Origin of the sequence: Qipengyuania flava, assembly GCF_019448255.1 — a bacterium.
In the GTDB taxonomy this organism is placed as follows: Bacteria; Pseudomonadota; Alphaproteobacteria; order Sphingomonadales; family Sphingomonadaceae; genus Qipengyuania; species Qipengyuania flava_A.
The window spans coordinates 2,736,045-2,759,274 of record NZ_CP080410.1 but is presented as its reverse complement, the minus strand read 5'-3'; the positions used below and the strand labels follow the sequence as shown (position 1 = coordinate 2,759,274).

Genomic DNA, 23,230 nt, shown 5'->3' with positions numbered 1-23,230 from the left:
GGACTATCGTGGCGACGGAACAGCCAGCGACCTCACAAGCCGAAACGCACGGCAGCGGCGAAGCCGAGGCGGTCGAGCACCTGCTGCTGACCCGCCGGCTGGAAGACTTCACCCGCGGTGGGACACTGGCCCTCCTGCCCCTGCTTGGTTCGATCGTCGGGCTGGTCTTCACCTTTCGCGAGCAGCTCTCACTGCCGATTCTGCTTGGTTGGGGGGCGCTCCAACTTGCCCTCCTCGGGCTGTTCATGGTTATCGAGCGGCAGGTCGACCCCGACACCGCGGCGCTGGCTGAACTTCGGCGGAACTGGAACCGCTTTGCCGTGATCCAGTGGATCGGCTCGCTCGCCTGGGCGCTGATCTTTCCCTACCTTGCGCTGGTCGCGCAGGGGCTCGATGCCGTGGTCCTTGCCGTGGTGGCCGTCACGGTACTCACGGGGGTTCTGCTGGTGCACCGGACCGCGCCGCGCCTGGCGCTGTTCCATATCTTCGCGATGACGATCTCGATCGCGGCGTGCATATGGATCCTGGCGGGCGAGCGCGGCTGGCCGGCGTTCATCCTTCTCGCCTTCTTCGTCGTCGCGCTGCTCGGCTCCACGCGCGAGCAGGAACGCGAAATCGTTAGCGGGGCGAGGTCCGAGGTCAGCCGCCGCGAGGCCGCGGCCACGGTGGGGCTGCTGCTGAACGATTACGAAGAGCATTCGTCCGACTGGCTGTGGACCGTTGGCCCGCGCGGGAATTTGCGCGATGTCACGGCGCGCTTTGCGGCCGCTTCCGGCAAGTCGGTCGAGGATCTCGAAGGCGTGTCCCTCATCGCTTTGTTTGCGCAGGGCGAGGACCGCGACCGGCTGGCGCGCCAGCTCATGGAACGCAGCGCCTTCCGCGACCTGGTGCTCAAGCTGCGCGTCGATGGAGAAGTGCGCTACTGGAAGCTTTCCGCCCGGCCGCGCGCCGACGGGCGAATGAGTGGGGTCGCCCGCGATGTGACCAGCGACCGGCTGATCGAGGAGCGGGTCGCCTTCATGGCCCATTACGATAACCTCACGGGCCTTGCGAACCGCTATCTGTTCAACGAGCGCCTGCGCCGCGCGCTGTCTGATGAAGAACGCGCTCGCGGGGTCGCGCTATTCTATCTCGACCTTGATGACTTCAAGGCGGTCAACGACACGCGCGGCCACTTGGTCGGCGACCGTCTCCTGCGCGAAGTGGGCACGCGGCTGGAACGCGAGGTACGCGGGCACGATCTCGTTGCCCGGCTCGGCGGCGACGAGTTTGCGGTCCTGCTGGAAACGCGGGCCGGTGCTGGCATGCTGATCGAACGCGCACACCGCTTCCTTTCCGTTATCCGCGAGCCCTTCGAGCTCGACGATCAGGTCTACCGCATCTCCGGCAGCATCGGCATCGCCAAATGTGTGGAGGGCGATTGCGAGGCCGAGGAACTGATGCGCCGCGCGGACCTTGCGCTGTTCGCAGCCAAGAAGAAGGGCCGCGATACGCTTGCGCTGTTCGATCAGGCGATGGACCGTGCCGCGCGCGAGCGGCGTGAGGTGGAAACGGACCTGCGCGAAGCCATCGCGCGCGGGCAGCTCAACCTGCACTACCAGCCGGTGATCGACCTCGATACCGGCGAGGTGTCGGGTTACGAGGCCCTGCTGCGCTGGTACCACCCGCGGCGCGGTATCGTCACGCCGGCCGGCTTCCTCGATGTTGCGGAAGAGACCGGCATGATCGTGCCGATCGGCGAATGGGTGATCCGCCAGGCGCTTGCCGAAACCGCGCAGTGGGAAGGGGATTTCCGCATTGCGATCAACCTCTCGCCCACCCAGGTGCGCAGCCCGCATCTTGCCGACGTGGTGGCGCAGGCCATCCATGCCCACGGCGTTGCGCCGGAGCGGGTCGAATTCGAGATCACCGAGCACGTCCTGCTGCAGGAAAGCGGGGTAAGTGCAGGCAATCTGGAGAAGCTGCGCGAGCTAGGCACCAAGGTCGCCCTCGACGATTTCGGCGTCGGCTACTCCTCGCTCAGCTACCTCAGGCGTTTCCCTTTCGACCGCATCAAGATCGACCGGGCCTTTGTCGATGGTGTCGAACGCGATCCCGACAACCAGGCTATCGTGTCCAGCATAACGCGCCTCGCCGACGCTCTGGGAATGACTACGACGGCCGAGGGGGTGGAAACCCGCGCCCAGCTCGACCTGCTGCGCAAGCTCGGCTGCCAGGAAGCGCAGGGCTATCTGATCTGCGAGCCGGTGCCGGGCGAAAACTTCGCGACACCGGCCGCCGTGGCCGCCGCGATGCAGGGCGAGGCGAGCGGCATTCTCGATTATCGCAAGGGCCGCGAGGCGGTTCTGAAACGCCGCGCCAGCCGCGCGCGCTGAGCCCTCGCCAAGACGCCCGCGCTGGGCTATCGGCGCGCACATGACCACCGTCACCCGTTTCGCCCCTTCGCCGACCGGCCGGCTCCATGTCGGCAATATCCGCACGGCGCTGCACAACTGGATGCTCGCACGCAAGAACGGCGGGACCTTCCTGCTGCGGATCGACGACACCGACCCGGAGCGCAGCCGCGAGGAGTATGTCGAGGCGATCCGCGCAGACCTCGCCTGGCTCGGCATCGTGCCGGATGGCGAGGAGCGCCAGTCGCAGCGCCTTGCGCATTACGACGCCGCCTTCGAAGCCCTGCGCGCGGCCGGGCGGGTCTACCCTTGCTACGAAACCCAGCAGGAGCTGGAGCTCAAGCGCAAGATCCGCCTGGGTCGCGGCCTGCCGCCGATCTACGATCGCGGCGCGCTGGAACTGAGCGAAGACGATCGCGCGGCAAAAGAGGCTGAGGGCTTAGCCCCGCACTGGCGCTTCAAGCTTGATCACGATGCTCCGATAACCTGGGACGATGGCGTGCGCGGCGCGCAGAAATTCGACCCGGCGCAGCTCTCCGATCCCGTCATCCGGCGTGCCGACGGAAGCTGGCTCTACATGCTACCGAGCGCGGTGGACGACCTCGATATGGGCGTCACCCACGTGCTGCGCGGCGAAGACCATGTGAGCAACACGGCCGTTCAAATTCAGATGTTTACCGCATTTATTGCTGCACAATATGTTGCGCAGCATGTTCCGGCTTTCGCGCACGAGGCTCTGCTGGTCGGCAAGGAGGGCAAGCTGTCCAAGCGGCTTGGCTCGCTGGGCTGCGATGCGTTCCGGGACAAGGGCATCGAGCCTCAGGCGCTGGTCGCCTTGCTGGCACGCCTCGGCACTGCCTTGCCGGTCGAGCCGATTGCCGAAACCGCCGCGCTGGTCGAGACTTTCGACCTTGGGACCTTTGGCCGCGCGCCGGCGAAGTTCGACGAGGCCGAGCTGGAGCGGATCAACACCGCGCTGGTTCACCAGATGGAGTTTGCCGATGTGGCGGGCCGTCTTCCCGAAGGCATGGACGAAGCGGGCTGGCACGCCGTGCGCCCGAACCTCTCGCATGTCGATGAAGCGGGCGAATGGTGGCGCCTCGTCACCGGCCCTATCGAACCGCGCAGCTTCGAGGCCGAGGACCGCGCCTATCTGGCACAGGCGGCTGAGGAGCTTGATTGGGGCGAGGATCCCTGGCGCGCGCTGACCGGCGCGCTCAAGGAGAAGACCGGGCGCAAGGGCAAGGCGTTGTTCCTGCCGCTGCGCCAGGCCTTGACGGGGATGGACCATGGGCCCGACATGGGCGAACTGTTGCCGCTGATTGGAGAAGCCCGCGCGCGCGAACGGCTGGAGGCCGCTGCGCAAGGGTAAAGGGAGAAAGGCCTATGACCGTGTCGCTCGCATCGGAAATCACTTTGCCATGCGGGGCGGTGCTCCCGAACCGGCTTTCGAAAGCGGCGATGACGGAAGGGCTGGCAACGCCCGATGGGCGGCCCACACCCGAGCTTGAACGGCTTTACGGCATTTGGTCCGATGGCGGGGCGGGCATGCTGCTTTCGGGCAATATCATTGTGGACAAGGATCACCTCGAGCGCCCCGGCAACGTGGTGATCGAGCGTGAGCCCGACGCCGATTTCAAGGCGCGACTCGCCAGCTGGGCCAAGGCGGCGACGCGCAATGGCAACCACTTCTGGGCGCAGATCAGCCACGGCGGCCGGCAGACGCAGGCGCTGGTGAACCCGAACCCCAAGTCGTCCTCCGACGTGCAGCTGGCGCTGCCTGGCGGCCAGTTTGCCAAGCCCACGCCGCTGACGACGGATGAGATTGCCGATCTGGTGCAGCGCTGGGCCATCGCGTCCAAGGCCTGCCAGGAGGCAGGTTTTACCGGCGTGCAGATTCACGGCGCGCATGGCTACCTGATCTCGCAGTTCCTCTCGCCGCGAGTGAACCTGCGGACCGACGAATATGGCGGCAGCCTCGAAAACCGCGCGCGGTTCCTGCTGGAAATCGTCGCCGCCGTACGCGCGGCAGTGGGCCCGGCTTTCCCGATCTCGGTCAAGCTCAACAGCGCCGATTTCCAGAAGGGCGGGTTCGATTTCGGTGACAGCTTGCAGGTCGTAAAATGGCTCGAGGCGGCCTCGGTCGATTTGATCGAAATATCGGGCGGTACCTACGAACAGCCCAAGCTGATGGGCGTGGAAGGCATGGAAGAGGAAGAGGCGCAGAACGTCGCGCCCTCGACCGCCGCGCGCGAAGCCTATTTCGTGGACTTCGCCAAGGCGATGCAGGACGAGGTTTCGGTCCCGCTGATGGTCACCGGCGGCTTCCGCACCCGCGCTGCGATGGAACAGGCGCTGGAAAGCGGGGCGGCGGATGTGATCGGTCTTGGCCGTCCGCTATGCGTCGATACCGATGCGCCAAATGCGCTGCTTGGCGGGGCGGGCGAGCTCGCGCGGTACGAGGACAATCTCGACCTGCTCCCCGCCTGGCTCGGCTTCCTCAAGCGCTTCCAGATGATGAAGGCGATCAACGGCTTTGCCGGCATCTACTGGTTCTACGAGCAGCTGTGGATGCTGGGCCACGAGGGGCGCGTTGACCGCGATTTTCCTGTGATGAAAGCCTTCCGCCTCGTCGATGCGCGCAACAAGCGCATCATGAAGGAGCGCCGCGCGCTCTTGTAGCGCCGGTCTCTTCTCCCTAGCTGACGCGCGATGCTCGCCGCCCTCCATCGCTGGCCCCTGCGCGTATTCGCCGCGTTGCTGCTGGCGGTGCTGTGCGCACAGGCGTTGCCGTATCAGCCGATCTCGCTCGATCGCGGGCGCGGGCCGGTATTCAGCGCGGCGACGGCAGAAGTCACCTTGCCGCCGCGTGAAGACGAAGCTGAGCTGGTCTGCACGCTTGCCGCGCCTTGTCCCGACGAACGGCCCTCTGCCGCCGGTCAGCTCCCGGTCATCGCCGCGGCCGTCATACCGGGCATGCGCGAGCGCTGGGCTGCCCACCGTGTCCGCGGCCCGCCGCTGCGTCCGCCACCGCGTTCAATCGCCGCCCCGCGGGGACCGCCACACCTGTCCTGAATCGCAACGTGCCCCTGCGGGCGCGCGCTTCCCATTCAGACAGGACATATCTTATGACAATTCATGATGACGGCGCGCATGCCGTCCACGACCGCTTCGACCGCGTCGAGGCGCTGCTTTCGCGCTACCCCGAAGTTGCCGAGGCCGAACTGGCCGAGCTGAAGCGCTGGTTCAGCAAGGAGGCATCGGCCTTCGAGGTCGCCAGCCTCGCGAGCAAAGACGAATTGCGCAGCCGCTATTGCGCTTTCCGTGCCGACCATGTCGACAAGATCGGCACGATGGACATGCTCGCGATCGTCTGCGGCACCGTGTTGCTGCTTGGCGCGATAGCGTGGTTCGCAATGGCCGGCTGAACAGCCGCGCAAGCTTCCGTGCGGGCGGGTGCCATCGGCGCTCGCCCGCTTTCGATCAGCCGTCGTGCTTGTCCAGCTCGTCGCCGGAAATGGTGACGACGTGCATGAGGTTGGTCGAACCCGGCGTGCCGAACGGAACGCCGGCAAGCGCGATCAGCTTGCTACCGGCCTGCCCGAACCCGTGGCGCAGCGCCATGCGCTTGCCCTTGGCGATCATCTCTTCGAAGCTGCCGATATCCTTGGTTGCGACCGCATGGGCACCCCACAGCAGGCCGAGGCGGCGGGCGGTCTTCATGCTCGGCGTCAGCACCAGCATCGGCACGCTGGGTCGCTCGCGGGCCACGCGGCGCGCGGTCGAGCCGGACCCGGTGAACACGGTGATCGCGCTGATCGGAACCGTATCCGCCACCGTCATGCAGGCGTGGCTGAGCGCATCGGCCGTGGTCGCATCGGGCGGCGTGTCGAGCAGGCGCACGCGTTCGAGATAGGCCTCGTCGCGTTCCACCTGGCGGGCGATCTTGTGCATGATCGTCACGGCTTCTTCGGGCCAGTCGCCGGCGGCGGTTTCCGCCGACAGCATGACCGCATCCGCGCCGTCATAGACCGCATTGGCCACGTCGGATACTTCCGCACGGGTCGGCGCGGGGCTTTCGATCATGCTTTCCAGCATCTGCGTCGCCACGATCACCGGCTTGCCTTTGAGACGCGTCTCGTTGACGATTTTCTTCTGCAGCGGCGGGACTTCCTGCGGCTCCAGCTCCACGCCAAGGTCGCCGCGTGCGACCATGATGCCGTCGGCCGCGTCGATGATCTCGTCGAGGCGGCGCACCGCCATCGGCTTCTCGATCTTGGCGCACAGCGCGCCGTATCCGCCCATCAGCTTGCGCGCTTCGGCAAGGTCTTCGGGGCGCTGGACGAAGGACAGGCCGATCCAGTCGACACCCTGCGAGATGGCGAAGGCCAGGTCCTTGCGATCCTTGTCCGTGAGCGCGGGGATCGGCACTTCGGCATCGGGAACGTTGACGCCCTTGCGGTCGGAAATGACCCCGCCGACCTCGGCCGAGCAGAGGATTTCGTTTTCGTCCGCGCGGATCACCTTCAACCGGATCTTGCCGTCGTTGATCAGCAGGCGCTGGCCCTTTTCGAGCAGGCCGAAGAGTTCAGGGTGCGGCAGCTCGACGCGGGTCTCGTCGCCGGGCTCGGGATTGCGGTCGAGCGTGAAATGGCCCGAATGGCGGATGACCGCCTGCCCGTCCTTGAACTTGCCGACGCGCAGCTTGGGGCCTTGCAGGTCGGCCAGGATGCCGATCGGGCGCATGAACTGCTTTTCCATCGCACGGATGGCGGCGATGGTCTTGGCGTGGTCGGCGTGCTCGCCATGGCTCATGTTCACGCGAAACGCATCGACCCCGGCCTTGAACAGGCGGGCGAGCATCTCGGGAGAGCGGCTGGCAGGACCGACGGTGGCGAGGATCTTGACCTTGCGGCCGCGCGGGTCGAGCTTCGGAGCGGAATTGGCCATGGAAATCGCCTATGGCACCCCCATGCGACAAAGCAAGGACGATAGAGCAATGACTACGAATGCGAGCGACCCTCTCGACCAACTCGACGATGCCGTAGCGGCAGCGGCGTTTCGCCGGCTGGTGCGCCACCTGCGCCACCGCCACGATGCCCAGAACATCGAGCTGATGGGCCTCGCCGGCTTCTGCCGCAACTGCCTCGCCGACTGGATTCGCGACGCGGGCTTCGAAGGCGACAAGCCCACCGCGCGCGAGCTCATTCACGGCATGCCGATGGACGAATGGAAGGCCACCCGCCAGTCGCCCGCGACCGAGGAACAGATCGCCGCGATGGAAGCGAGCCTTACGCGCAACAAGGCGGATCTGCGCTAGGGCGCGATTTATCGACAGGGACGGTTTCGCCCGCGCGCTGGCGGCGCTATTCGAAAGCCATCTCGCGCCCCTGGCGCGATTCTCACACAACCGGAGATGACGACCCATGGCTGAAGCCACCGACGACCGCCTGCGCCTGCTGATCGAGCGCATCGAACGCCTCGAAGAAGAAAAGAAGGGCATCGCCGACGACATTCGCGACGTTTACGCCGAAGCCAAGGCGGTCGGTTACGACACCAAGATCATGCGCCAGATCATCCGCCTGCGGAAGATGACGCCCGACGATCGCAGCGAGCAGGAAACGATCCTCGACACCTACAAGGCCGCGCTCGGCATGGGCTGAGGTGGTGCGGCGGGCTCTCGCTTGAAATGGGACGGGCGCGTCCTATCTCTCTAATACACCCACATTGGAGGAGATTGAGGACATGCCCGGACCCTGGAAAGACGCCCGCGGGATCATCGTGACGACCACACCGACCATCGAGGGTCGGCCTATCCAGGACTATCTCGGTATCGTCACCGGCGAAGTTATCGTCGGGGCCAATCTGTTCCGCGATCTCTTTGCCAACATCCGCGACATCGTCGGCGGACGCTCGGGCAGTTACGAGCGAATCCTTGCCGAAGCGCGCGAGCAGGCGATTCAGGAACTGCAGGCCGAATGCGGTGCACGCGGCGGCAACGCGGTGGTCGGGATCGACCTCGATTACGAAGTGATCGGCGACACCGGATCGATGCTGATGGTTTCGGCCAGCGGGACGGCGGTAAAGGTCTGACCTAACCCGCGGCGCTTCCTGCCCAAAGCACCAGCGAAATGAACGCGCCGTTGTGGAGGGCGTGGAGCAGCATGCTCGACCATAGCCCGTAGTGCACGCGCGCATAGCCGAGCAGCATGCCGGTGATGAACTGCGGCAGCACCAGCGGCAGGGCAGAGGTCATTTCGTCAGGCTCGAAATTGAACAGGTGGATCAGTGAAAAGCCGAAGGTGCTCAGCCAGAAGAAGACTGGAAAGGCGCGGCTGAACCAGCCCATTGGGGGACGACCGCGCAGCAGGAAGAGCACGATGCCTGCGATCAGCGCGCCCCCGATCACGCCGATCCCCATGGCGGCAAGCCCGCTTTCGAGCGCATCGGTGCCGTAGGAAAACCCGCTCAGCGCGAGCAGCATCGTGATGCCCACCGCGCCCAGCCCGAAGGCGAGCAGCGCAAGAACGTGGCCGGGCCTGCCCGACAGCCATCCGCGGAACAGGATCTCCTCGACCACCGGCGCGCCGATCACCACGGCAAAGATGATCGCCGAGCCGATCTCGACCCCGGCAAGCGCGGTTTCGGGCACATCGACGCCGGTCGACATCACCGTGCCAGCAATGGCCAGCAGCACGATCATCGCGGCAAAATCGAGCATCAGAAGGCGGCCGAGCGCCACGAGGCTGGCAAGGCGCGGCGGCGCGGCGCGGGCGGGCAGCGTCGGGCGTTTCAGGAAGCGGGCCAGCTGGCCCCATTCCGCGCGCAGCGAATTCGCGGGCGCAAGGCTTGTCGTTCCGGCGTTCATGCGGCTAAGGCGACCCCCAAGAGTCTCTTGCATCGAAGAGATACGTTCCAACCAATCGAACACCGAAGCGAAACCATGGCCGGCCATTCCAAATTCAAGAACATCATGCATCGCAAGGGCGCGCAGGACAAGAAGCGCTCGAACCTGTTTTCCAAGCTCAGCCGCGAAATCACCGTGGCGGCCAAGATGGGCATGCCCGATCCGGACATGAACCCGCGCCTGCGCCTGGCGGTCAACAACGCCAAGTCGCAGTCGATGCCGAAGGACAATATCCAGCGCGCGATCGACAAGGCGACCAGCGGCGATGACGAGAACTACGAAGAAGTCCGCTACGAAGGCTACGGCCCGGGCGGCAGCGCGATCATCGTCGAGGCGCTGACCGACAACCGCAACCGCACCGCCACCGCCGTGCGCACGGCCTTCTCGAAGAATGGCGGCAACCTCGGCACCGAAGGGTCTGTTGCCCACGGTTTCGAACGCCTTGGCTTCATCTTCTACCCGGCCGATGCGGGCGATGAGGAAAAGGTCCTCGAAGCCGCGATGGAAGCGGGCGCGGACGATATCTCTTCCTCGGAAGACGGTCACGAGATCTGGACCGCGGCGGAAGACCTGCACCAGGTTGCCGGCGATCTTGAAAAGGCGCTGGGCGAAGCGGAAACCGTAAAGCTCGCCTGGAAGCCCAACCTCACCGTCGAAATGGACGAAAAGGGCGCGGGCACGCTGCTCAAGCTGATCGACGCGCTCGAAGATGACGACGACGTCCAGACCGTCTGGGGCAATTACGACATTTCCGACGATATCATGGACAAGGTCGGCGGATAAGTCGGCCTGCCATGCGTCTCAGGGACTGGCTCCTTGCCTCGATTCTAGGCGGAGCCTTCCTGCTGGCGCTGGCCTGGCGGCTCGGCTGGATGATCGGGCTGCCCGAGTGGTAAGCGCGTCCCCATGTTGATCCTCGGCCTCGACCCATCGCTTAGCTGCACGGGCTGGGGCGTGATCCGGGCAGAAGGCTCGCGCATCACGCATATCGCCAATGGGCAGGTGCCGACCGATGCGAAGGCGCCGATGGCGCTGCGGCTGGCCGGGCTTCAGGAAGCGCTTGTGGAGGTGATCGGGGAGTACGCGCCCGAGCGCGCGGCGGCCGAAGAGGTCTTCGTCAACAAGAACCCGCAATCGACCCTCAAGCTCGCGCAGGCGCGCGGCTGCGTGCTGGCGGCCTGCGGCGCGGCGGGCCTGCCGGTGAACGAACACGCGGCGCGGCTGGTCAAGAAAGCGGTGGTGGGAACGGGCGGCGCCGACAAGCGCCAGGTCCAGGCTATGCTGGCGGTGCTGCTACCCGGCGCAAAGATTGCCGGGGCCGATGCAGCCGATGCGCTCGCCGTGGCGATTGCCGATGCGCATCTGACGCCCTCGCGCTGATATTCGGGGGGAAGCGCGCGAGGGGTGGGCGGGTCTAGCCGATCAGGCGAAGACCGCGGGGCTTGCCGGGACGATGGCAGTGGCGAACAGGACAGCCGAAACGGTGACGGCGAAGGCGGCTGCGAACAGGCTCTGGTTGGTCGTATCGAACATGGGTTGGTTTCCTTTGTGAGCCGAAAGTCCGCCGGTTGGCGCGGCTCTCGGCGGGGTGTCAGGCAAAGACGGCCGGGCTGGCGGGGATGATGGCCGAAGCGAACAGCGCAGCCGAGATGGCGATGGCGAAAGCAGCGGCGAAGAGGTTCTGGTTGGTCGAAGCGATCATGGGTCAATTCCTTTGGTTCAGTCTGTCGGCAAGACCGTCTTGCCGGATGCCAAAAGGATTGCAGGGGGCGTGCCAAACTCGAAAAACCGCAGAATTCTGGGGTTTCTCTCTCCCGTTTGCGAATGGCCCTCGTTCATGTTTCCGCAATCTTGGGAAATTTCACCAACAGATGGGATCAGCCTTCTCCAGGCTCTTGGGATGCCCCCTGTCCTACACAGGCGAGAGCCGTTAGAGCCGTCCCTCATCCGCCCTTCGGGTCCGGCTTTTCCCGGCCAGGACCTTGTTCCACCCGTTCCATCCTGAAGGACCCGATCTGTGACCATCCATCTCTATGGCATTCCCAATTGCGACACCATCAAGAAGGCGCGCCGCTGGCTCGACACGCAGGGAATTGGCTACACCTTCCACGACTACAAGAAGGAAGGCGCCGATCCTGAGAAGCTTTCTGCCTGGATCGAAGCGGAAGGCGTCGACACTGTGCTCAACCGGCGCGGCACGACCTGGCGCCAGCTGCCCGATGCGGAGAAGGAAGGCGTCGATGCGGAGAAGGCGGTGCAGCTGCTCGAAGCGAATCCCAGCATGATCAAGCGCCCCGTGGTCGAACACGCGGGCGGGCTGCTGGTCGGATTTAAGGAAGACGCCTGGGCGGCCGCGCTTCAATAACCGCTGCCGGTGCTCCAGCCTTCGTTGCTGCCGGCGGTCACGCCGCGCGCGTTGTCGTTCGTGACACCGGTGATCGAACGCTTGACCGCGCCGAGGTCGCTGCCAGACCCGTAGATGAGGCCGAGAACGAGGGCCGAGGCGATGAGGAGCTTCTTGAACATGATGAAGTCCATTCTAGCCAGGCGGGTTAAGGCCACCTTGCTGGCAATGCTTGCCGCGCTGTTTACTCTAAATTCAGCATACGCGGCGGACTCCGATTTCCTCGTCATCGCCCACCGCGGATCGAGCGGCGAACGGCCCGAGCACACGTTGGCTGCCTACGAACGGGCGATCGACCAAGGCGCAGACTACATCGAACCCGATCTTGTGGTGACGAAGGATCTCCACCTGGTCGCGCGCCACGAAACCGAGATTGGCGAAACCACCGATGTCGCCGTTCGCGAGGAGTTCGCCGACCGCAAGCGGACCAAGACAATCGAGGGCCGCGCGGTGACCGGCTGGTTCGCGGAGGACTTTACGCTTGCCGAGCTACGCACTTTGCGGGTGCGCGAGCGGCTGCCGGAATTGCGGCCTGCCAACGCGCGCTTCGACGGGCTCTACCAGATTCCGACCTTTGCCGAGATACTTGCGCTGGTGCAGGCCAAGGAAACCGAGACCGGGCGGACCATCGGGCTCTATCCTGAACTCAAGCATCCGACCTGGCTGCTGCAGGAAGAAGGCATCGACACGGTCGACCTCCTGGCCACTGCGCTTGAGGACGCCGGCCTGGACGGCAGCGATGCGCCCGTGTTCGTCCAAGTCTTCGAGGTGGGGCCGCTCAAGCGAATGAACGCGCTGGTCGATACGCCGCTGGTGCTGCTGATCTCCTCGCAGGGCGGCCCTTACGACGAACCGGCGATGGGCTGGGCCGACATCATGACGCCCTCCGGCCTCGCTGAAGTTGCGACCTATGCCGACGGGATCGGGCCCTACCTCGGCCACGTTCTCAAGGCAGACGGCACGCCGACCGGGCTGGTCGCAGCGGCGCACCAGGCGGGGCTGAAGGTCCATCCCTGGACGCTGCGTAAGGAAAACGCTTTCCTCCCTCCGGCGCTGCGGCGCGGCGAAGCGGAGGGTGATACGGGCAATCTGGCCGCGCTCGTGCAGCTGGTGATGGCCTCGGGCGCGGACGGCGTTTTTACCGACGACCCGGCGCCGGTGCTCAGCGCGCTCGAGCGGTGACGATGTAATTCAGCGCGAGATCATCCGATAGGTGAAGCCCCCTGGTGGGCGAGAAGCCGATCCCGCGCGGTTCGCCCATGTCGAGCCCGGCCTCTGCCAGCAGCGCGCCGAGTTCCTCCGGCGTGATGAAATCGTCCCAATGGTGCGTGCCCTTGGGAATCAGCCCCACGCCTTCCGCCGCACCGATCATCAGCAGGCGCGATTGCGGCGTGCGGTTGGGCGTGGACAGGACCATCAGCCCGCCCGGTGCAAGCCGCGCTGCCAGCGCCGCGACGAAGGCCTGCTTGTCCGCCACGTGTTCGATCACTTCCATGGCGGTGACGAGGTCGAATGTGCCGATGTCGAGGCTGCCGATCTCGCCGGCGATATAGCGGATCTCGAGCCCGCCGCCTTCGGCGTGCAGTGCAGCCGCGGCGGTGTTCTCGGGCGCGGCGTCGACACCGGTCACCTCGGCGCCGAGGCGGGCCAGCGGTTCGCACAGCAAGCCCGCGCCGCAGCCGACGTCGAGCGCGCTCTTACCCGCTAGCGGGCGGCGCGCCTCGATATCGCCCGCCCAGTGCAGGTCGATCGCTTCGCGCAGGTAGGCAAGGCGTACCGGGTTCAGCCGGTGGAGCATGGCCGAGGAGCCCTTGGGGTCCCACCAGTCCTTGGCAAGCTGGCCGAAATGGGCGGCTTCTTCCGGCCGGATCGTTGGGCCGCCTGAAGTATTGCTACTGGCGCTCGTGGTTGCATCGCTCATGCCGCGTGGCTAGCAGCCATAGCCTACGCATTCCAGCACGGAGACTTACCTCCTTGGCACGTATCGTGATGAAATTCGGCGGCACCTCCATGGCGGGGACCGAGCGCATCCGGCGCGTCGCCAACATCGTGCGCAAACAGCAGGCGCGCGGGCACGAGGTCGCCGTCGTCGTCAGCGCGATGGCGGGCGAGACCGACCGCCTGGTGAACTTCTGCCGCGAAGCCAACGCCATGTACGACCCGGCCGAATACGACGTCGTGGTCGCCAGCGGCGAACAGGTGACGAGCGGGCTGCTCGCGCTCACGCTGCAATCGCTCGGCTGCAAGGCGCGCAGCTGGCTGGGCTGGCAGCTACCGGTCAACACGATCGAAGCCCATGCCAAGGCCCGCATCGACAGCATCGACGCAGACGAGCTGATCGCCAGCATGGAACGCGGCGAGATTGCCGTGATCCCCGGCTTCCAGGGCCGTGGCGCCGATGGCCGCGTGACGACGCTTGGGCGCGGCGGATCGGACACTTCGGCCGTGGCCGTGGCCGCTGCCGTCAAGGCTGACCGCTGCGACATCTACACCGATGTCGACGGCGTCTACACCACCGACCCGCGCATCGTTGCCAAGGCGAAGAAGCAGAAGGCGGTGACTTACGAGGAAATGCTCGAGCTCGCGAGCGTCGGGGCCAAGGTGCTCCAGACGCGCAGTGTGGGCCTGGCCATGAAGGAGGGCGTGCGCGTGCAGGTCCTCTCCAGCTTCGTGGGCGAGGACGCGATCCCCGCCGACGAACACCCCGGTACGATGATCGTGTCGGAGGACGAAATGGATGAATTGGTGGAGAAGGGCGAAGTGGAACGCCAGCACGTAACCGGCATCGCGCACGACAAGAACGAGGCGAAGGTGATCCTCACCCGCGTGCCCGACAAGCCCGGCGCCGTGGCCCATATCTTCGAACCGCTGGCGGCGGCCAGCATCAATGTCGACATGATCATCCAGAACGTGGGCCGCGACAAGGGCGAGACCGACGTGACCTTCACCGTGCCGCAGGCCGACCTCGCCCGCGCGCAGGCGCTGCTCGAAGACAAGCGCGGCGACATCGGCTTCAACCGCCTGATCACCGACAGCCAGGTCGCCAAAATCAGCGTGGTCGGTGTCGGCATGAAGAGCCACGCGGGCGTTGCCAGCACCATGTTCAAGGCGCTGGCCGATCGAGGGATCAACATCCAGGCGATCACGACCTCGGAAATCAAGGTCAGCGTGCTGATCGACGAGGACGAAACCGAACTGGCGGTGCGCGTCCTGCACACGGCTTACGGGCTGGATGCTGCGGATGAGGTGGCGTGAGCCACACCGCAAAAATCCTCCTGCTCGGTTCGGGCGAACTGGGGCGCGAATTCGTCATCTCGGCCAAGCGGCTGGGTGCCTATGTCATTGCCTGCGACGCCTATGACGCGGCACCCGCCATGCAGGTGGCCGATGCGCGGGAGGTTTTTTCGATGCTCGATGGCGAGGCGCTTCGCCGGGTCGCCGAGCAGCACCAGCCCGACTACATCGTTCCCGAGATCGAGGCGATCCGCACCTCGGTGCTGGCCGAGCTCGAAGAGGAAGGCTTCACCGTCGTTCCTTCCGCACGTGCCGCGCAGCTCACCATGAACCGCGACGCGATCCGCGACCTTGCCGCGAACGATCTCGGCCTCGTGACGTCGAAATACCGCTACGCCAAGAACCTCGAGGAAGTGAAGGCCGCGGCCCAGCACACGGGGCTGCCCTGCGTCATCAAGCCGGTGATGTCCTCCTCGGGCAAGGGCCAGTCGACCGTCCGCCGGGAAGAGGAGCAGGAGGCCGCCTGGGATTACGCCCACGCCAACATGCGCGGCGACAGGCAGCGCGTGATTGTCGAGCAGTTCGTCGATTTCGACTATGAGATCACGCTGCTCACGGTGCGTCACAAGGGCGGCGTTACCTTCTGCCCGCCAATCGGCCACCGGCAGGAGCGCGGCGACTACCAGGAAAGCTGGCAGCCGACGCCGATGTCGGACGATGCCATCGCCAAGGCACAGGCCATGGCGAAAACGGTGGTCGACGACCTTGGCGGATACGGCCTGTTCGGCGTCGAGTTTTTCGTAAAGGGCGAGGAGGTGATTTTCTCCGAACTCTCGCCGCGTCCGCACGATACCGGCATGGTCACGCTGGTCAGCCAGAACCTCACTGAATTCGATCTGCACGCCCGCGCGGTGATGGGGCTGCCGGTTCCCGACACGATCCGCGCGCGTCCGGCGGCGAGCGCCGTGATCCTGGCCGATCAGGACAGCGAGACGGTGACCTATTCGGGCCTCGCCGAAGCGATGGAGGGCGGCGCGGACATTCGGATATTCTCCAAGCCGACCAGCCGGCCCTACCGCCGCATGGGCGTGGCGCTGGCAACGGGGAGCGATACCGACACGGCCCGCGCGGCGGCGCGCGACGCGGCGCGCAAGGTGTCCCTGCACTATTCCTGAGGGGCCAGCGCGTCCTCGTAGCGCTGGATCCACTTGAGCGCGAGGGTGAGCGTCTCCTCGCGTGCGTGGTCCGAATAGCCGGGCGGGAAGGGCAGATCCTCTTCGCGCGCGCCCATCCGCAGCATGGCAAACATCCAGCGCGCGTTCTCGGCAACGGTGCCACTGAGCGGGCCGTTCTTTTGCTCCAGCGCTGCGGTGAGCGGTGCGCGGGCTTCCGCAAGGTCCGGCCCGTGGATTATGAAGGAGCTGCGCACGGCCTCGACGATTGCCTGGCGTTGCTCGCCGGGCGCAAAGGATAGCGCTCCGGCAAGCAGGTCGAGAAGTCGCTGCGCGCTTCCCGGTTCGGGAGGCGGTGCGGGCAGCTTGGCCACTGGCGACGGCAGGTCGATCCGCGCATAGAGGCGCCCCTGATCCGCGCCCGAGGGGAGCGACGGTGCTTCGGTCATGGCGTCGCGGCCGATGGCGAAATGCGCTGAGGAAAACCCGTCCACCGCCGACCCGCCGCGGAACGCGAAGTGAAAAACGCGGGCTGGCACATGCGCGGTCACCCGGCTCTCGCGGTAGAGCGCCTGGCCGTTTCCATCGAGGATGGCGTAGCGCGCTACGCTGGTTGCTGCGCGCGCGTCGCCCCGTTGCCAGCGGACCGTGAAATCGGGTTCCGGCGCGTCCTTCGAAACGTCGAGCCGGTCCCCATTGGCGTAGCGCAGCGCCCAGCGCGCCTCGATTGCCATGCCGCGAAACAGCATCCGGTCGATGCTCACGTTGCCCGAAGGAAGATCGCCGGGCTCCGGGATATGGCGCTGGATTTCGGACATGTCCTGCGGGAAGGGCACAGCGGGGCGCTCAGGTGCACGGATCAGGCGATAGGTCGCGCTCTCATCACCCTCGGCCACCGTGACGGAGCTAACGTCTCCCAGATTTAGCAGGACGGCGCACAGTCCGTCGCAGGTCGGCGTACCTGTCTCTCCTCCGAACGCTGCCGGTTTCGACCATAGTACGTCGCCCGAAAGCGCTACCGGCTTCCCGTCGGTAACATCGGGTTCGATGGCCGCCTGGAACTCCCGGATCGCCTGCGCGCGTGAGGGCTGCATCACTGCCCAACCGATGGCGAGCGCAATGGCGAAAGCAAGGGCAGTCGACAGGGGGCCTTCGGGAAGCGGCAAGACCAGGCGGATGAGGTAGGTCGCTGCGAGATAGACGAAGACCGTCGGCATCAGGCTGAGCACGAAACCGGGCACAAACAGCAGGAAGAAGCCGATGATCACGAGGCTCGGCAACAGCCAGACGAGCGCTGCGAGCGCCCCGGACACCAACACAGCCGTTTTCAACATGCGCCCCGTCCCATTCGGTTCGCCACGAGACTAGCGCGCCCGCGTTCCCCGGCAAGGCAATTGCTTGCCGCCACGCGCGCTTGCCCCTATTCGCGCCATCCATGACCACTTATCCCAAGACCGCCCGCCTGATGCAGCGCGGCGCAGAATTCCTCGGCGGCGAAACCGCCATCCTGTGCGGCGCGATGAGCTGGGTGTCGGAACGCAACCTCGTGTCCGCCATCTCCAACGCGGGCGGCTTCGGCGTGATCGCCTGCGGGGCGATGACGCCCGAACTGCTCGAGACCGAGATCGCGGAGACGCAGAAGCTCACCGACAAGCCTTTCGGGGTGAACCTCATCACCATGCACCCGCAGCTCTTCGACCTGATCGAGGTCTGCGACAAGGCCGGTGTGGGCCATGTGGTCCTGGCGGGCGGCATTCCGCCCAAGGGCAGCGTGGATGCCATCAAGGGCGGCGCCAACCCGGCCAAGGTGATCTGCTTTGCGCCCACGCTGGCGCTGGCCAAGAAGCTGCTGCGCTCGGGCGCCGATGCGCTGGTGATCGAGGGCATGGAAGCGGGCGGCCATATCGGCCCGGTGTCGACCAGCGTGCTGGCGCAGGAAATGCTGCCCGAACTCGCCGAAGAGCACCTCATCTTCGTGGCCGGCGGGATCGGCCGCGGCCAGGCGATCGCGGGCTACCTCGAAATGGGTGCGGCGGGCGTCCAGCTCGGCACGCGCTTTGCCTGCGCCGAGGAGAGCATTGCCCATCCTGCCTTCAAGAAGGCCTTCTTCCGCGCCTCGGCGCGCGACGCGATCGCCAGCGTCCAGGTCGACCCGCGCCTGCCGGTGATCCCGGTCCGCGCGCTCAAGAACAAGGGCACGGAAGAGTTCACCCGCAAGCAGATCGAAGTCGCCGGCGTGCTCGACCGCGAGGGAATCGCCATGGCCGAAGCGCAGCTCCAGATCGAGCATTACTGGGCCGGCGCGCTGCGCCGCGCGGTGATCGATGGCGATGTCGAGAACGGCAGCCTGATGGCGGGCCAGTCGGTCGGCATGCTCAAGGAAGAAGAGCCGGTTGCGACCATCATCGAAAAGCTGATGGCGCAAAGCGAGGAGGCGCTTGCGCGCCGCTGATGTTGCCGTGGTGATCCACCGCCTGGACCTCGATTTCGCGATCTACCGCGACCGGGTCCAGGTGACCCACCATCCGACCGAAAGCTTCATCGACCAGCGGGCGGATTACGGCTTCTCGTCGGAGGCCTCGCTCGTCGCCAATCCGCGCTATCTGGAAGACACCATCGTGCGCGCGATCCGGCAGATCCTTGCCGAAGGCGGCTTCTCGCTGCGCGATCCGATTGCGCGCGTGGTCGGGGCAGAGGGCGCGCTTAACACGGCCGAGCGGGCCATAATCGAGACCGCGCTGATCGAGGCCGGCATGCGCACGGTCGTGTTCGAACTGGACGCATGAAGGCCGGGTTGCGCGCCGCCAAGGCGGTTTGCCCTTGCGCTTCGCGTCCGAGCCGCGACAAGGGCTGACCATGTCCGAACCGCTCGTCCTCACGCTCTCCTGCGCCGATCGCCCCGGTATCACCGCGCGTGTCACCTCCTTCCTCTTCGAACGCGGCGGCAACGTGCTGGAAGCCCAGCAGTTCAACGACCGCATGAGCGACGCCTTCTTCATGCGCGTCGAATTCGATCCCGGCGACGTGTCGCGCGACACCATCCGGACCGAGTTCGCTCCGCTTGCGGCCGAATACGCGATGGAGTGGAAGCTCGCCCTCCGCGACCGTCCGCGCCGGGTGCTGATCATGGTCAGCAAGTTCGACCATTGCCTTGCAGACCTGCTTTACCGCTGGCGGATCGGGGAAATGCCGATGGAGCCGGTGGCAATCGTGTCGAACCACCCGCGCGAGGCGATCGAGCACACGCATCTGGGGGACATTCCCTTCCACCACCTGCCGATCACGCGCGAGACCAAGACAAGCCAGGAAGCGCAGGTGCGCGTGATTGCCGAGGAAGCCGGCGCCGAACTCATCGTACTGGCGCGCTACATGCAGATCCTCTCGGACGAGCAGGCGGCTTATTTCTCAGGCCGCTGCATCAACATCCACCACAGCTTCCTGCCCGGCTTCAAGGGTGCCAAGCCCTATCACCAGGCGTTCGAGCGCGGGGTGAAGATGATCGGCGCCAGCGCGCATTACGTCACAGCCGATCTCGACGAAGGCCCGATCATCCACCAGGACGCGGAAAGCATCAGCCACGCCGACACGCCCGACGAGCTGGTCCGCAAGGGCCGCGACATCGAAAGCCGCGTGCTGGCCGAAGCCGTGCGCCTTCACCTCGAAGAACGCGTGCTCCTCAACGGCCAGCGGACAGTGGTTTTCCGCGGTTAATCTACCGGCTTGCAGCATGTGCAAGCCAGGTTGGACCCTTTTCATTCCCCGCGCCGCCCGAGCAGGCCTATAGCCCTCTCAACAAGGGGGGGAGTCATGACAGCAGGAAACGCGGCCGTGATCGGGGGCGGCATAGCCGGGCTGAGCGCTGCCGTCGGCCTCGGCAAGGCAGGCTATGATGTCACCCTGTTCGAACGGGCGCCGGAGATCCGGCCGATGGGCGCCGCGCTGTCCATCTGGCGCGGAGCCATGGCAGGGCTCGACTGGCTCGAATGCGGTGATGCGGTGCGCGCGGGCAGCGCCCCGATCCGCTCGATCGCCCTTTCGACGCGGGACGGGCGTGCGCTGTTCGGACCGGTTGATCTTGCCGGCATGGACAGCTGGCTGCCGATGCGCACCCTTCTTCAGGCAGCCCTCGCAGCGCGGCTCGATCCGGCAGCGCTCCGGCTCGGCCATCCCGTAGAGGACGTGCGCCCTGCAGCCGACAAGGTGGAGGTGATCGCACAGGGGCAAGCTGTTGGCGCGTTCGATCTTTGCGTTGTGGCCGATGGTATCCACTCGGCCGTGGCCGACCGCCTGCTGGGCAATCGCGCGCAGTTTCGATCCTATGTCGGGGCGCTCGGCATTGCTTCCCACGCAGCAGGAGACTGGCCCGAAGGCCACGGCGAAGAGGTCTGGCATGGCGATGAGCGCTTCGGCCTGTTCGATGCAGGGGAAGGGCGGCGCTACTGGTTCTATATGCGCACCGCCCGCGGCGCGGAAGAAGTCGGCGCCATCGACCATGCGTTTGTGGCGCAACGCTCAACTGGCTGGGCCAGTGTGCTCGGGGAGACGGTGCGCTCGACCAATCCATCCCATGTCATCCCCGTCGCCATGTCTGCCCGGCCTGCGCCGAAGCGCCTCGGCGCGGGGCGCATCATCTGCGTGGGCGATGCGGCGCACGCCATGGAGCCGAACCAGGGGCAGGGCGGTTGCCAGGGGATCGAGGATGGCTGGGCGCTGGGCGTTCTGGCGCAGCGCCTGCCCCCAGAGGACATCCTTCCCGCCTTCGAGAGCCTACGCCTCGCGCGCCTGCGTTCGGTCATGCGCGATTCGCTCCTGATGGGGCGGCTTGCCCACTATGGCAGCGCTGCCGAGCGAGCGATCGGGCGCGCCGCGTTTGCCGCGACGCCAGCGTCGCTCGATGGGTGGCAACTGCGGCGACGCCTGGCGCCGCCGGCTTACGCCTAGCGCCGCGCGACCCGGTTGGCCGCGCGGGCGTTCTCCATGTCCTTGTCCTCGTTGGCACGCTGGATGACATAGGCGCGGATGGCCTCGATCTCGTCCGGAGTCATGGAGCCTGAGAAGCTGGCCATGCCATTATCCTTCAGCGCACCGTCGTGGACGATCGCCTGCCAGGCCTGCCGGTTGTCGAGCGCGCCCGAACGGCGCAGGTCGGGCAGGACGGTCGAACCCACCGCGCCCGGCGCGTGGCAGACGGCGCAGTAGCGCGCGTACTTCTCGCGGCCGAGTTCGATGGTGGCAGCGCTGGCGCGGCTCGGCGGCGGGTCGAGCGGTGCGGCGGCCAGTTCCGGCTCGGCCGGAAGCTCGCCATTGCCGCCCAGCTTGAACACCAGCAGGCGGCTGATGTTGCGCACCGGGTGCATCTGGTCGATCAGCGTGCCGTCGGCGGTGATGGCGAAGGCGCCGCCCCAGCCGGCGAGGACCGCGACATACTGCTCGCCGTTCACGGTGTAAGTGATCGGCGGGGCGACCACGCCGGTCTGCGCGCCGAAGCTCCAGAGTTTTTCCCCGTTGGCGCTGTTGTAGGCGGCAAATTCGCTGCCCGAATTGCCCTGGAAGACAAGGCCGCCGCCCGTGGCGAGTACGCCGCCGTTCCACGGACCGGGGTGCTCGACGCTCCAGCGCGCTTCCTGCGCCACCGGGTCCCAGGCGACCAGCTTGCCCGAAATCGTGCCTTCCACCTCGCGGCGGAAGCCCATGTCGGGAGGCAGATCGCCCGCACCGATGTCGAAGCCGATGTTGAAGCCGCGGTTGGTGTCGGGCTTCCAGTCGGCTTCCGGCGCGTAGAGCATCGCGGCTTCGAAGGCCGGGATGTACACGAGGTTCTCGCCCGGATGGTAGGCCATCGGGTGCCAGTTATGGCCGCCCAGCGGCCCCGGCATCACCATGGCCGGCTGGCCGGTCTTGTCGACGCGTGTTTCCGGGTTCTCGATCGGGCGCCCGTTTTCGTCGATCCCGGTGGCCCAGTTGAGCGCGATATAGGGTTCGCCGCTCAGGAACTCGCCCGTCGCGCGGTCGAGCACGTAGAAGAAACCGTTCTTGGGCGCCTGCATCAGCACCTGCCGCTCGCGCCCGTCGATCTCCATGTCAGCAAGGATGATGTGCTGCGTGGCGGTGTAGTCCCAGGTCTCGCCCGGCGTGGTCTGGTAGTGCCAGACATATTCGCCCGTGTCGGGCCGGATCGCCACGATGCTGGAGAGGTAGAGGTTGTCGCCTTCACCCGTCCCGTCTTCGCCAGGGCTGCGATAGGCGCGGTTCCAGGGGCTGCCGTTGCCGACGCCGAAATAGAGCAGGTCGAGCTCGGGATCGTAGGCCATCGAGTCCCACACGGTCCCGCCGCCGCCAATGCCGTTGTCGCTGGAAAGGACATCGCCGCTCCAGGTCTCGGCGGCGGTCTTGAGGTATTCGGGCGCATCGTCGCCATCGTCGCCCGGCACGGTGTAGAAGCGCCACAGCTCCTCGCCGTCCTCGGCGTCATAGGCCGCAATGTAGCCGCGCACGCCAAATTCGGCGCCGCCATTGCCGATCAGCACCTTGCCATCGACGATGCGCGGCGCGCCGGTGATCGAATAGGCCTTGTCCTGGTCGACCGTGACCTTTTCCCAGATGACCTCGCCCGTATCTCGGTCGAGCGCCACGAGGCGCCCGTCGAGCGTGCCGAGGAACAGGCGATCGCCCCAGGCGGCGAGCCCGCGGTTCACGACGTCGCAGCATACCTTCACGCCGGTTTCGCCCGGAACCTCGGGATCGTAGCTCCACAGCGGTTCGCCGGTTGCGGCGTCGAAGGCGAACACCTTGCTCCACGCGCTGGTGACATAGAGCTTGCCGTCCATCACCAGCGGCGTTGCTTCCTGTCCGCGCGCGGTGTCCATGTCGGCAAACCAGGCAAGGCCCAGCTCGCTCACCGTGGTGCGATTGACCTGGTCGAGCGGGGAAAAGCGCTGTTCGGCGTAAGTGCCGCCGTGGGTGATCCAGTTGGCCGGGTCTTCGCCTGCATTCACCAGCCGGACCTTGTCGATGCCGCCGACCGGCGCGTCGTCCGCTCCGCCGCTGCATCCCGCCAGTGTTCCTGCAAAGCCCAGTGCGGCCAGCGCCGCCCAACCGATTGCCTTCATTTCTCTCTCCC

The 23,230-nt window shown here is 66.1% G+C and carries 26 protein-coding genes; 18 read left to right on the top strand and 8 right to left on the bottom strand.

Annotation, left to right across the window (positions count from 1 at the left end; translation table 11 throughout):
• Nucleotides 1-8 precede the first annotated feature (8 nt).
• Genes KUV82_RS13705 through KUV82_RS13685 form a run of 5 tightly spaced genes read left to right on the top strand, consistent with a single transcriptional unit; the run spans nucleotide 9 to nucleotide 5,821 of the window.
• Nucleotides 9-2,375 (top strand): putative bifunctional diguanylate cyclase/phosphodiesterase, encoded by a 2,367-nt coding sequence (locus KUV82_RS13705; protein ID WP_219954795.1) that lies wholly within the window; start codon nucleotides 9-11, stop codon nucleotides 2,373-2,375.
• A gap of 40 nt (nucleotides 2,376-2,415) precedes the next feature.
• Complete coding sequence (gltX, locus tag KUV82_RS13700; protein ID WP_219954794.1) at nucleotides 2,416-3,765, top strand: glutamate--tRNA ligase; 1,350 nt, start codon at nucleotides 2,416-2,418, stop codon at nucleotides 3,763-3,765.
• 14 nt (nucleotides 3,766-3,779) lie between these two features.
• Entirely contained in the window at nucleotides 3,780-5,075 is a 1,296-nt protein-coding gene (locus KUV82_RS13695; protein WP_258319770.1) for an NADH:flavin oxidoreductase/NADH oxidase family protein, read from the top strand.
• A gap of 30 nt (nucleotides 5,076-5,105) precedes the next feature.
• Nucleotides 5,106-5,468 carry a hypothetical protein gene (locus tag KUV82_RS13690; protein WP_219954793.1) on the top strand — a complete coding sequence of 121 codons (363 nt, stop codon included), beginning with the start codon at nucleotides 5,106-5,108 and terminating at the stop codon, nucleotides 5,466-5,468.
• Between the two features lie 53 nt (nucleotides 5,469-5,521).
• Nucleotides 5,522-5,821 (top strand): hypothetical protein, encoded by a 300-nt coding sequence (locus KUV82_RS13685; protein WP_219954792.1) that lies wholly within the window; start codon nucleotides 5,522-5,524, stop codon nucleotides 5,819-5,821.
• Between the two features lie 55 nt (nucleotides 5,822-5,876).
• On the opposite strand, the gene pyk is transcribed toward KUV82_RS13685, so the two are convergent.
• The gene (gene pyk / locus KUV82_RS13680) at nucleotides 5,877-7,343 is read right to left on the bottom strand and encodes a pyruvate kinase (RefSeq protein WP_219954791.1); all 1,467 of its coding nucleotides are present in this window, start codon (nucleotides 7,341-7,343) and stop codon (nucleotides 5,877-5,879) included.
• A gap of 49 nt (nucleotides 7,344-7,392) precedes the next feature.
• Between pyk and KUV82_RS13675 the strand changes: the two genes are divergently transcribed.
• The 3 genes from KUV82_RS13675 (at nucleotide 7,393) to KUV82_RS13665 (ending at nucleotide 8,486) form a co-directional block, all read left to right on the top strand.
• Nucleotides 7,393-7,713 (top strand): DUF1244 domain-containing protein, encoded by a 321-nt coding sequence (locus tag KUV82_RS13675; protein ID WP_219954790.1) that lies wholly within the window; start codon nucleotides 7,393-7,395, stop codon nucleotides 7,711-7,713.
• 106 nt (nucleotides 7,714-7,819) lie between these two features.
• Entirely contained in the window at nucleotides 7,820-8,056 is a 237-nt protein-coding gene (locus KUV82_RS13670; RefSeq protein ID WP_219954789.1) for a DUF2312 domain-containing protein, read from the top strand.
• An 82-nt stretch (nucleotides 8,057-8,138) separates the two neighbouring features.
• Nucleotides 8,139-8,486, top strand: coding sequence for a heavy metal-binding domain-containing protein (locus tag KUV82_RS13665; protein WP_258319769.1), 348 nt, complete (start codon nucleotides 8,139-8,141; stop codon nucleotides 8,484-8,486).
• Nucleotide 8,487: 1 nt separating this feature from the next.
• On the opposite strand, the gene KUV82_RS13660 is transcribed toward KUV82_RS13665, so the two are convergent.
• The gene (locus tag KUV82_RS13660; protein ID WP_219954788.1) at nucleotides 8,488-9,261 is read right to left on the bottom strand and encodes a CPBP family glutamic-type intramembrane protease; all 774 of its coding nucleotides are present in this window, start codon (nucleotides 9,259-9,261) and stop codon (nucleotides 8,488-8,490) included.
• A gap of 75 nt (nucleotides 9,262-9,336) precedes the next feature.
• On the opposite strand from KUV82_RS13660, the gene KUV82_RS13655 reads away from it, so the two are divergent.
• Together KUV82_RS13655 and ruvC are read left to right on the top strand one after the other, a co-directional pair.
• A complete protein-coding gene (locus KUV82_RS13655; RefSeq protein WP_219954787.1) occupies nucleotides 9,337-10,083 on the top strand; it encodes a YebC/PmpR family DNA-binding transcriptional regulator in 747 nt (248 codons plus the stop codon).
• Nucleotides 10,084-10,206: 123 nt separating this feature from the next.
• Complete coding sequence (gene ruvC, locus KUV82_RS13650; protein WP_219954786.1) at nucleotides 10,207-10,680, top strand: crossover junction endodeoxyribonuclease RuvC; 474 nt, start codon at nucleotides 10,207-10,209, stop codon at nucleotides 10,678-10,680.
• 42 nt (nucleotides 10,681-10,722) lie between these two features.
• On the opposite strand, the gene KUV82_RS13645 is transcribed toward ruvC, so the two are convergent.
• Both KUV82_RS13645 and KUV82_RS13640 read right to left on the bottom strand, forming a co-directional pair.
• Complete coding sequence (locus KUV82_RS13645; protein WP_219954785.1) at nucleotides 10,723-10,833, bottom strand: enoyl-CoA hydratase; 111 nt, start codon at nucleotides 10,831-10,833, stop codon at nucleotides 10,723-10,725.
• Nucleotides 10,834-10,891: 58 nt separating this feature from the next.
• Nucleotides 10,892-11,002 (bottom strand): enoyl-CoA hydratase, encoded by a 111-nt coding sequence (locus KUV82_RS13640; RefSeq protein ID WP_219954784.1) that lies wholly within the window; start codon nucleotides 11,000-11,002, stop codon nucleotides 10,892-10,894.
• Nucleotides 11,003-11,317: 315 nt separating this feature from the next.
• On the opposite strand from KUV82_RS13640, the gene KUV82_RS13635 reads away from it, so the two are divergent.
• A complete protein-coding gene (locus tag KUV82_RS13635) occupies nucleotides 11,318-11,665 on the top strand; it encodes an ArsC family reductase (RefSeq protein ID WP_219954783.1) in 348 nt (115 codons plus the stop codon).
• Here KUV82_RS13635 and KUV82_RS13630 read toward each other — a convergent pair.
• Nucleotides 11,659-11,826 carry a hypothetical protein gene (locus KUV82_RS13630; protein WP_219954782.1) on the bottom strand — a complete coding sequence of 56 codons (168 nt, stop codon included), beginning with the start codon at nucleotides 11,824-11,826 and terminating at the stop codon, nucleotides 11,659-11,661. The two genes, KUV82_RS13635 and KUV82_RS13630, sit on opposite strands and share 7 nt — an antisense overlap.
• On the opposite strand from KUV82_RS13630, the gene KUV82_RS13625 reads away from it, so the two are divergent.
• On the top strand, nucleotides 11,825-12,886 hold the full coding sequence (locus KUV82_RS13625; RefSeq protein ID WP_375541217.1) for a glycerophosphodiester phosphodiesterase: 1,062 nt from the start codon (nucleotides 11,825-11,827) through the stop codon (nucleotides 12,884-12,886). The two genes, KUV82_RS13630 and KUV82_RS13625, sit on opposite strands and share 2 nt — an antisense overlap.
• Here KUV82_RS13625 and ubiG read toward each other — a convergent pair.
• Nucleotides 12,867-13,625, bottom strand: coding sequence for a bifunctional 2-polyprenyl-6-hydroxyphenol methylase/3-demethylubiquinol 3-O-methyltransferase UbiG (gene ubiG, locus KUV82_RS13620; protein WP_219954781.1), 759 nt, complete (start codon nucleotides 13,623-13,625; stop codon nucleotides 12,867-12,869). The two genes, KUV82_RS13625 and ubiG, sit on opposite strands and share 20 nt — an antisense overlap.
• Nucleotides 13,626-13,678: 53 nt before the next feature.
• Here ubiG and KUV82_RS13615 point away from each other — a divergent pair, with 53 nt between their 5' ends.
• On the top strand, nucleotides 13,679-14,959 hold the full coding sequence (locus KUV82_RS13615) for an aspartate kinase (protein WP_258319768.1): 1,281 nt from the start codon (nucleotides 13,679-13,681) through the stop codon (nucleotides 14,957-14,959).
• The gene (purT, locus tag KUV82_RS13610) at nucleotides 14,956-16,113 is read left to right on the top strand and encodes a formate-dependent phosphoribosylglycinamide formyltransferase (protein WP_219954780.1); all 1,158 of its coding nucleotides are present in this window, start codon (nucleotides 14,956-14,958) and stop codon (nucleotides 16,111-16,113) included. The genes KUV82_RS13615 and purT overlap by 4 nt, the downstream gene beginning before the upstream one ends.
• On the opposite strand, the gene KUV82_RS13605 is transcribed toward purT, so the two are convergent.
• Nucleotides 16,104-17,444 carry a hypothetical protein gene (locus tag KUV82_RS13605; protein WP_219954779.1) on the bottom strand — a complete coding sequence of 447 codons (1,341 nt, stop codon included), beginning with the start codon at nucleotides 17,442-17,444 and terminating at the stop codon, nucleotides 16,104-16,106. The genes purT and KUV82_RS13605 overlap by 10 nt on opposite strands.
• A 101-nt stretch (nucleotides 17,445-17,545) precedes the next feature.
• Between KUV82_RS13605 and KUV82_RS13600 the strand changes: the two genes are divergently transcribed.
• The 4 genes from KUV82_RS13600 to KUV82_RS13585 all read left to right on the top strand — a co-directional run bounded on the left by KUV82_RS13600 (nucleotide 17,546) and on the right by KUV82_RS13585 (nucleotide 21,051).
• On the top strand, nucleotides 17,546-18,562 hold the full coding sequence (locus KUV82_RS13600) for an NAD(P)H-dependent flavin oxidoreductase (protein ID WP_219954778.1): 1,017 nt from the start codon (nucleotides 17,546-17,548) through the stop codon (nucleotides 18,560-18,562).
• Nucleotides 18,549-18,896, top strand: coding sequence for a hypothetical protein (locus KUV82_RS13595; protein WP_219954777.1), 348 nt, complete (start codon nucleotides 18,549-18,551; stop codon nucleotides 18,894-18,896). Before KUV82_RS13600 ends, KUV82_RS13595 begins: the two co-directional genes overlap by 14 nt.
• A gap of 70 nt (nucleotides 18,897-18,966) precedes the next feature.
• Nucleotides 18,967-19,821 carry a formyltetrahydrofolate deformylase gene (gene purU, locus KUV82_RS13590; RefSeq protein ID WP_219954776.1) on the top strand — a complete coding sequence of 285 codons (855 nt, stop codon included), beginning with the start codon at nucleotides 18,967-18,969 and terminating at the stop codon, nucleotides 19,819-19,821.
• Nucleotides 19,822-19,917: 96 nt separating this feature from the next.
• Nucleotides 19,918-21,051, top strand: coding sequence for an FAD-dependent oxidoreductase (locus KUV82_RS13585; protein ID WP_219954775.1), 1,134 nt, complete (start codon nucleotides 19,918-19,920; stop codon nucleotides 21,049-21,051).
• Here KUV82_RS13585 and KUV82_RS13580 read toward each other — a convergent pair.
• Nucleotides 21,048-23,219, bottom strand: a complete 2,172-nt coding sequence (locus KUV82_RS13580; protein ID WP_219954774.1) for a PQQ-dependent dehydrogenase, methanol/ethanol family — start codon at nucleotides 23,217-23,219, stop codon at nucleotides 21,048-21,050. The genes KUV82_RS13585 and KUV82_RS13580 overlap by 4 nt on opposite strands.
• Nucleotides 23,220-23,230 lie beyond the last annotated feature (11 nt).